General features: G+C 61.7%; 6 protein-coding genes. 3 read left to right on the forward strand and 3 right to left on the reverse strand.

Going from position 1 to position 8,905, the window contains the following annotated elements; all coding sequences use genetic code 11:
• From ABZF37_RS12150 to ABZF37_RS12160, 3 genes are all read left to right on the forward strand, one after another.
• Positions 1-411: F0F1 ATP synthase subunit gamma (locus ABZF37_RS12150; protein ID WP_372720275.1), on the forward strand; the 411-nt coding region annotated here is incomplete at its 5' end.
• A 169-nt stretch (positions 412-580) separates the two neighbouring features.
• Positions 581-1,780, forward strand: a complete 1,200-nt coding sequence (locus tag ABZF37_RS12155) for an aromatic ring-hydroxylating dioxygenase subunit alpha (RefSeq protein WP_372720277.1) — start codon at positions 581-583, stop codon at positions 1,778-1,780.
• An 11-nt stretch (positions 1,781-1,791) separates the two neighbouring features.
• A complete protein-coding gene (locus ABZF37_RS12160) occupies positions 1,792-2,115 on the forward strand; it encodes a hypothetical protein (protein WP_372720279.1) in 324 nt (107 codons plus the stop codon).
• Positions 2,116-2,158: 43 nt separating this feature from the next.
• Here the strand turns inward: ABZF37_RS12160 and ABZF37_RS12165 are convergent, their stop codons facing one another.
• The 3 genes from ABZF37_RS12165 to ABZF37_RS12175 form a co-directional block, all read right to left on the reverse strand.
• Positions 2,159-6,262 (reverse strand): EAL domain-containing protein, encoded by a 4,104-nt coding sequence (locus ABZF37_RS12165; protein ID WP_372720281.1) that lies wholly within the window; start codon positions 6,260-6,262, stop codon positions 2,159-2,161.
• Between the two features lie 27 nt (positions 6,263-6,289).
• Positions 6,290-7,228, reverse strand: a complete 939-nt coding sequence (locus ABZF37_RS12170; protein ID WP_372720283.1) for a hypothetical protein — start codon at positions 7,226-7,228, stop codon at positions 6,290-6,292.
• 39 nt (positions 7,229-7,267) lie between these two features.
• Positions 7,268-8,905, reverse strand: a 1,638-nt coding sequence (locus ABZF37_RS12175) for a TonB-dependent receptor plug domain-containing protein (RefSeq protein ID WP_372720285.1), incomplete at its 5' end; no start/stop codon positions are given.

The raw sequence follows: 8,905 nt of genomic DNA on the forward strand, positions 1-8,905 counted from the left end.
GAATTGGCCGATACTTTGGGCGGACTCGATACCGCCCGTGGTGGCCGGCTGATGGTGATCGCGCATGACCCGGACCTGCGACAGGTGAGTGCACGCCAGGTACTGCCGCTGCCAACTGTAGCGGCGCCTGTAACCGGCACGCCGCCACGGCTGTACATGTCCGTGCCAGAGTTCGAGGCGGCGCTGGTCGAGCAATATCTGTTCGCGGCACTGACCGGAGCACTGCAAAACGCATTGCTGGCGGAGAACCAGCAGCGGGTGACTCACCTGGAAGCGGCGGTACGACGCCTGGACGAGCGCTGCGCACTGCTGCAACAGCGGATGCGCAAAGCCCGGCAGGAGCAGATTATCGAGGAAGTGGAGGTGGCCATAAGCATCAGCGAGATGGCATCAGGGGCAGTATCACCCTAGGGAAGCGCTGAATAAATCAGCCGTTCCTTAGGAATGGGCGCGCGGACGATGGGCGCGCAAGGCGTTTTGGCCACTTGCCAAAACATCATGCGGTGCGCACTATCGCACTGACTGTGAGCAGCGTCTTTATCGGCGCATCGGATGATTGTTTCAACCCAGGAGAACTGGCATGGGTGCTCAGGAACCGGTGTTCAAGATGAAAGAGGGCACGGACATTCCCGACATGGGTAATGCGCCGCTGCCGGTGGAGCCCTATATTTCGGCCGAATTCTTCGAACGCGAGCGGGAGAAGATATTCAAGCGTGCCTGGCTGGAGGTCGCCCGCGAGGAAGACATTCCCAACCCCGGCGATTACCTGGTGCAGGACATCGAGGTGTTGAAGGCGTCGGTGATCATTGTGCGGGGGCAGGACAACCGGGTCCGCGCCTTCCACAACATCTGCACCCATCGCGGTAACAAGATCGCGCTCAAGGAATGTGGCAACGCCAAGCATTTCACCTGCGGTTTCCACGGCTGGGTGTTCGGCAACGACGGTGAACTGAAGATGATCACCGGCAAGGAATACTTCCCGGACTACGTGGACGAGAACAAGCTCGGTTTGCGGTCGCTGGCCTGCGATACCTGGAAGGGCTTCATCTTCGTTCATCACAACCCCAATCCGCCGCAGGGTCTGCGCGAGTTTTTGGGCGCCATGGCGGACCAGCTCGATGCTTTCCCGCACGATCAATGCCAGCGGATCGCGCGCTATAGCGCCACGCCACGGGTGAACTGGAAAGTGGTGCTGGACGCCTTCCAGGAGGCGTACCACGCCATCATGGTGCATCGCATCTCGCTGCCCAATTCAGCCAGCGGCGCGGGTAACCCGGCCGCCATGCCGACCTCGGTGCGCCTGCATGGGCCGCACCGTTCGATTTCCGCCTGGGCCAACCCGGGCTATTTGCCGCCCGAGACCGGCATGATCGTCGGCAAGTACGGACCCAGCTTTGCCACTCAGAAAGGCCAGTTCCCCGGTACCAACCCCAGTGACGACGACAATTGGTGGTTCGACATCAACGTGTTCTTTCCGAACTTCTTTTGCGACGTCGGTCCGGGCTGGTATTTCACTTACAACTTCTGGCCGGTGGACGTGAACCACACCCGCTGGACTATGGATATTTATCAGCTAAAGGCCGAGCACGCGGGCGCGTTGCTGGCGCAGGAACATACCAAGGTGCTGCTGCGTGACGCGGTGCTGGAAGACTTCGGCACGCTGGAGGACACGCAGGCGATGATGGAGTCCGGTGCGCTGGACGTGCTGACCATCAGTGATGGCGAGATTGCTCTACGCCACCAGATGAATGTGGTTCACCAGTGGCTGGCGCGGCCCTGAGGATGGGACAAATGACCAAGGCTCTGCCAAAAGGGTATGAAGAGTTCCAGGTGTGGGCTGACGTGTGGGCCCTGCCGACCGAGCAGGAACGTCGGGTGCAGCGCATGACCAGCACTCAGGCCGAGCTGGAGCTGTTCTTTCAGGCCGTAAAGCCGCAACTCGACGCCTGGATCCAGTACCTGAACGGCTTTAATTTGGCCGCCATGGCGGAGCCGGAAAAAAACCTCTTGAACCTGGCGCTGGCGGTGGTGGAGGTTTCTCCGGCGATTGAGTTGTTTGACAATCCCTGGCCGAAGGACGTCTACCCGTGGCAGAAATTCACGGTCGCTTACTGAGCCGGTGACTGCCCTATGAGGCAGTCGGCACGCACTGCGTGCATCAGCCCCGGCTGCGCGGTCGTGAAACGCCCAAGCCGGCAAACGTCGAGTGTTGATTGTCGTTAATCCAGGCTTCGATGCTTGCAGGTGTGGTGGGTACGTGTAGCAGGTAGCCCTGGATAACGTCGCAGCCGTGCTCGCGCAAATAGCGCATCTGCGCGGCGGTTTCCACGCCTTCTCCGACAATCTCCAGACCCAGGTTGTGGCCCATGCTGATAATGCCGTTGGTGATGGCGGCGTCGTGGGTGTTTTCCGGCAGTTCGGCCACGAAAGAGCGGTCGATCTTGACCGTCTGTACCGGAAGGTGCTTCAGGTAACCCAGGGACGAGTAGCCGGTACCGAAGTCGTCGATTGAAATGCGCACGCCGAGGTTGCGTAGGCGGCGCAGTATGGCCCCCGACGCCTCCAGGTCGCGCATCAGGGTGGTTTCGGTGATTTCCAGCTCCAGGTTTTCCGGGGCATGCTCGGTTTCCGCCAGTGCGCGGGAAACCGTATCCACGAATTCCGGCGCCATCAGCTGATGCCCCGATACGTTTACCGCCATGCGTAAGGTCGGCAGGCCGTGTTTTTGCCAGAGCCGGTTCTGCCGACACGCTTCGCGCAGCGCCCACTCGCCCATCGGGCCAATCAAGCCGGTGTCTTCTGCAAGTGGGATGAAGTCCGCCGGCGAGACCAGGCCGCGCTGCGGATGCTGCCAGCGCATCAACGCCTCGACGCCGATCACCATGCCGGTCGTCAGGCTCAGCTGAGGCTGATAAAAGAGCAGCAATTCGGAGCGTTCCAGCGCCTTGCGCAGGTCGGTCTCCATGTCCATTCGCCGCCGCACGGCAACGCTCATGTGCGTTTGCCAGAAATGTTGTTTTCCGCCGCCGGCCAGTTTGGCCTGGTTCAGCGCGGTTTCAGCATGCCGAACCAGACCGTCGACGTCCCGGTCATCGGCTGGGAACAAGGCAATGCCGATACTCGCGCTGAGCACAAGCTCCTTGTCGCCGATTCGCAGCGGCGTGGCGACACTGGCCAGAATCTTGTCGGCTACCGCCGTGGCTGTTCCGGGGTCTTCGATCTCGCAGGCCAGCGCGAATTCGTCGCTACCGACGCGGCCCAGGATGTCGTCGGCCCGCAATTGGCGCCTGATGCGGTCGCTTAGCTGGACCAGCACCTCGTCGGCGAGATTGTGGCCCAAACTTTCGTTCAGTATCTTGAAACGATCGAGGTCGAGTGACATCACGGCAAAACTGGTGTTGTGACCGGCACGCTCGGTTATTTGGCGTAGGCGTTCCCGGAATCCGGCCCGGTTGGGCAGGCCAGTCAATACGTCGTGGAATGCCAGGCGATGGGCGTGCCGCTCGGAGGCGCCAGCCTGCAGTAGCCGGTTCACGCGCCGCCGGAGCACGCCGAAATTGATCGGCTTGGTAATGAAGTCGGCGGCGCCGGCGCGAAACGCGCGTTCCACGGAAATCTCGTCGGCCAGGCTGGTGATCATCAGCACCGGCGTACGTTGTGCCTCGGGCAGGGCAAGGATCTGCCGGCAGGTGGCGAAGCCATCCTGGCGCGGCAAGCGGGCGTCGAGCAGTACCAGATCCGGACGTACGCGCGGGTACAGCTGCATGGCTTCTTCGCCATCGCCAGCCTCGATCACGCGATAGCCTTCCTGGTCCAGGATCCCGCGCAGCGCCAGACGGGTGCTGCGATCGTCCTCCACGATCAATACCGTAAAGCTCGACTGCGGGGTGCTGACCGGCGCCCCTGGCTGGTGGTCGACTATCCATTGCGCCAATGCGTCACGTACCGCGCTGTGGTGCCTCTCGAAATCGGCACTTAGCTGCTCCAGACTGGCCATGTCGGGCGCCGCGCCGCCAGCCAGACGTTCAACGCGGTCGGCGAGGTCGGCCAGTTGTTCAGCACCAACATTGCGGGCGCTGCCCTTCAGGGTGTGCGCCAGGTCGCGCATGCGGACCTCATCGCGTTCGGTGATGGCAACGCGCAACTGTTCGAGGTAGCTCGCGCTATCCGAAATAAAAGTGCGAATGACGGCCGGCAAGCTATCGCCGATGGCGTTCCGCAGTTCGGTAAGTAGCACCGGATTAAGCACGGCCTTGCCAGGGGACGGAACCATTGTCCCCTCTGCCACCCAGGAAACGGTCGGCCTGGAGATACCCGGCGCGGTCCATTTTTCCAGCAGGCGCTGTACGGCTGCCAGCTGTATCGGTTTCGGTACTGCGTCGTCCATGCCGGCGGCATAGCATTGGTCCAATCGCGCTGCCTCGGTGTTGGCGGTCATGGCGAAAATCGGGATGCGTTTTCCATCAGGTTCGCCGACACGGATGCGGCGCGTGGCTTCAAGACCATCCACGCCGGGCATGTTGCAGTCCATGAACACGGCGACATAATCGGCATTGGTGGCGCACGCGCTGACGGCGTCTTCTCCGTTCGCCACAATGTCCACGCGGCACCCGGCGGCTTCCAGTAAGCCCTTGGCAACCATCTGATTGGTAGCGTTGTCTTCCGCGACCAGTACGCGCAGGGGAGCGCCATCGACGGTGGCCAGCGTTCGGAAATTATCAACAACCGGCAAGCCTGACGCGGGAAGTTCCGCCAGGTCGAGTGACAACGAGAACCAGAAGCTGCTGCCCGCGCCCAGCGTGCTGTCCACACCCATCTGGCCACCCATTAACTCCACCAACTGGCGGCTGATGGTCAGTCCCAGGCCGGAACCGCCAAACTGACGAGTGGTTGAGCTGTCGGCCTGGGTGAACGACTCGAAGATCCGGCCAAGATCGTCCGCGGCGATGCCGGTGCCGGTGTCGGTGACGCGAAATGCCAGAGTCGCCCGGTCACCGTCGCGTTCGAGAGCATTGATCTGTAGCGTAACCTCGCCCACGGCCGTGAATTTGATTGCGTTGCCGACCAGGTTGGTCAGTACCTGTCCAATACGCACCGGGTCACCCGAAACACCTGGCGGTACCTCGGGGCCAACGGCCACATTGAGCTTGATCGCTTTGCTTCGCGTCTGTTGCTCGAACAGCGCCGCGATTTCGTGCGTTTTGGCGTGCAGATTGAACGGAATGTTTTCGATCTCGACCCGCCCCGACTCCAGGCGGGAGAAATCCAGAATGTCATTGATCAGCACCAGCAGGGTATTGCCCGATGACTCGGCAATGGTCAGGCGTTCGAGTTGCTTGGGTGCCAGCGGCGATTCGCGCAGCAGCTGCAACATGCCCAGTAGCCCATTGAGCGGGGTGCGGATTTCGTGGCTGACATTGGCGGTGAACTGGGCCTTGATCTGCGCCGCGTCGACCGCCGCATCGCGAGCGCTTCGCAGCTCCTGTTCCCGCTGCTGCAAGGTATCCATCATGCGGTTGAAGGCACGCTCCATCTGCTGAATGTCCGCAGGCCCCCCCAGCTTCGCGCGGGCGGTGATGTCGCCCGTCTCGGTATCAGTCATGACCTGCGCCAGGGCCCGGATCGGATTTGACACGCGGCGCAGGATGGACACGAGAATCGGCACTAACAGAACGGCTATGGCGAGGGTCACGGACAGTGTCGAAACGATAATGTCCTTCGAAATTTCGGTCAGCGCCTGCTTGCTCACGGCCACAGCCACTTGCCCCTGGTACTGCGGTGGGGTTGGCGCCTCCCCAAAAACCGACTGATCGGCGCTGGTACCACCCACGAATACCGGGGCCCGAAACCACCACAACTCGGGGTCGGTGTCCGCGATACGGGTGCTCTCGTCAGCCCGCCACGGCGGCGGACTGGTCTCCGATGTGCTGGCAGCGGGTCCCTGGCTGAGCAGGACTGAGCCATCGGCATTGAATACAGCCGCACCTACGACGTTGGGGAACTGCAGCAGGCTGTCGGTAGCCGCCTGGGCATTCTCCGCCGCGCCATAGAGCAGGGCCAAGGTCGCCTGTGCGGCGTAGCGCTCGGTCAGCAGCCGACCCTGATCCAGCAGGTTGACGCGCGCCTTGTTCACTGACAGGTAGGAAATGCCGGCCGCACTGGCGAGTGCCACCAACACGACGCCGCAGACGCAGACCAGCATCAACAAGGTATCGCTGTGCAAGCCGCTCATGCGCTGCTTGATGGCCCGCCACGGGTTCATTGACCGCACCGTAGGTGGTGTGTTTGGTCAGCGCACTGGTAGAACAAGATCATAGTCGCCGGGTTCCATTGCTATGCGTAGGTGCTCCGCTGTTCGCCGGTTGATAGCGCGGCGCAGGCTGCGATTGAGTTCAAATTTTGTTGCCCCTCCCTTGCCGCTCCGTAGCGCCATTTTCGCCAGATCGGCTCCCATGCCGACATTATCGGGAAACAATGCAAACAGTGCGCCCCGCGCGACGTGCTGCGCGGAACCTGAAAAGACGATGACGTTTTTCGCCCATGCCCGTTCAAGAATATCCGGCAACGTCGAGTCCTCACCGAGTATGGCTGGGTCCTGACTCAGCCATAGCGCATCAGTTGTGCTATCGGCAGTCGCGAGAATTTCTTGATAGCGCTGCGCTGCAGAGCGTGCATCCAGCGTCGCCACGGCGACCAAACGCAGCTTGCGTTCATCGGCGGCGGCCTGGGCGCGTTCCAGCAGCCAGCCACTGCGCGCGGGGCGGTAGAGCCAGTGGACGGTGCGCACCCGGGGCTGTAGTCGAACGAGTTGATCGAACAGCCGGCCGGGATCGGGCTCCAGGCTGATACCCGGCAAGGGGGGCTCGCCAGTCGGCATGATGACCGCGCCGACAATAACCGACTGGCGGTCGCTCATCTGCGCCGCCGCAGACACGGCCGTGCTGCCCAGGACAATCGTTACAGGCGCGGCGCTGCCTGACCGGTTCAGCCTGGAGTTGGGCGCAGTCTTTTCAGTGCTCTGGGTCACGCGCGCGCTGGCGACGGTTCTGATGCCGTCGACTATCTGGGCCAAAACGGAGCGGTAAGGCTCCCGCACCTCCGGAACGACAACCAGTAACTCCGCCGCCGCCAGGGCGGCGTGGCTGACGAGGAAAACGGCGACGATTAATCTGGCCGCCAGGGGCGGCCCACGTTCATAGTTCCGGCCGCCGCGGGGCATCGCTGACATGAAGAACGTAACTGTCGTGGAAGAGTGGAAAAGAATCGATCAGCGAAACGCTTTACTGAGTTCCAGAAACAGGTTTCGCCCGGCCATGGGCAGATCGTTCGGAATCAGCCCGGAGGCACTGGGTTCCCGAACATCGGCGTTGAACAAATTACGTGCAGATAATCTCATACCCCAGTTGTCCCCGAACAGTTTCTGCCCGCGCAGGGTCAGGTCAACGGCCACGTAGTCGTCGATCTTGGAGCGGTCATCGCCGGGCGGGCGCTTGCGATCGAACACGCCGGTGGCCTGACTCGACACGCTCCATTGCGGATCGAACATCCAGTCCGCCCGTACGTAAGCCAGGTGGGAAGGCGCAAACCCGACATCAGCGTCGGCGGACTCGTCAGTCGATTTCTGATAGGCGTAATTGCCCGCCAGGCGCAGGCGTCTGCTGGCCTGCCATGCGAGTTCCGCTTCCAGCCCGTAGCCGGTCTGACGGCCGGTGTTCTGGGCAGTGACGCTTGTCGACGGTGCGGGATCCGTGGCAAAGCGGATGATGTCGTCCATTTTGTAATAGAACAGGTTCACCGCGGCACGGAGGCCACGACCTGCATTCCAGTCGAGACCCAGTTCCCAGGTGTCGATCGTCTCCGGGTCGAGAGATGAGTTGCCGAGATTCGCGGGGTTATTGACGTTGTAAAGCTCGCCGAAGGACGGCGCCCGAAACGCGCGCCCATAAAGCATTTTTGTGGTCAGGCTATAACTGGTTTGCCAGACCAAAGCCAGGCGTGGGTTAACCGCGGTGCCAAAGTCCGAATAATCGTCTACCCGCACACCGGTGGTGAGCGTCCAATCGGGGAGGAAATTCCATTCGTCCTGGGCAAACGCGTAGGCCACGGTGCGTGCTTCTTCCCGTACAAAGGCCTCGACGTCCGTTACGTCCACCAGACCACCCAATGGAAACGGAACCGGGCCCAAAGGAGAAGGAACGAGCATGTAGTTGCGGCTCTCCTCGACTTTGTACATGTCTTCCTTGCGGTAACCGCCGCCCAGGCGCAAACGGTGCCCGCTAATGCCTGTGTATAGCCCGCTCATTTCGCCACGGTAGTGGCGCTCGTAAACATCCGGGTTGCCGAGCACGCCGTTGGGAAATCCGCCTGGGAACAGGGGGCCGAAGGCGCCGGGGGGGGACAGTTGCAGCCGGGCCAAATTCTCGACATTGTAGTAACTCAGTGTGCCGGTCAGGCCGAGGTTGTCGGCGAAGCGTGGATTGTCGTAGCTCAGATCGGCACTCAGGCGCCGGCCGTCGCCGCGGCCGACGGGGTCCAGCGCCTGTGCAACACCAGCGCCGACACCGATGTCGTTGAGTTCCTGAAAACCACCACGCAGGCGCCAGTAACCGAGACTGACGTCCGCGCGCGCTTCGGTGTTATCCCGGTTCAGTTCTGTCGGACCGGGTGCTAGCGAAACCGGAGGAAAAGGTGCAAACAATCCGTCGAGTGTCGTCTGCGCATCAGCGTCGATACGTTCACGCGGGCCGTCGCTGCGGGACCGTTCCAGAAAAAAATAGGCATCGAACTTGCCCAACTCGCCGCCCCACTGTAGGTACTGATCGTTGCGATCGTAGGATCCCCCCCGTGCACCTACCTCAAGGCCATGCACGTCAGTTGCCGACTTGGTGATGATGTTAATCACCCC

The organism is Immundisolibacter sp. (assembly GCF_041601295.1).
Lineage (GTDB): Bacteria > Pseudomonadota > Gammaproteobacteria > Immundisolibacterales > Immundisolibacteraceae > Immundisolibacter.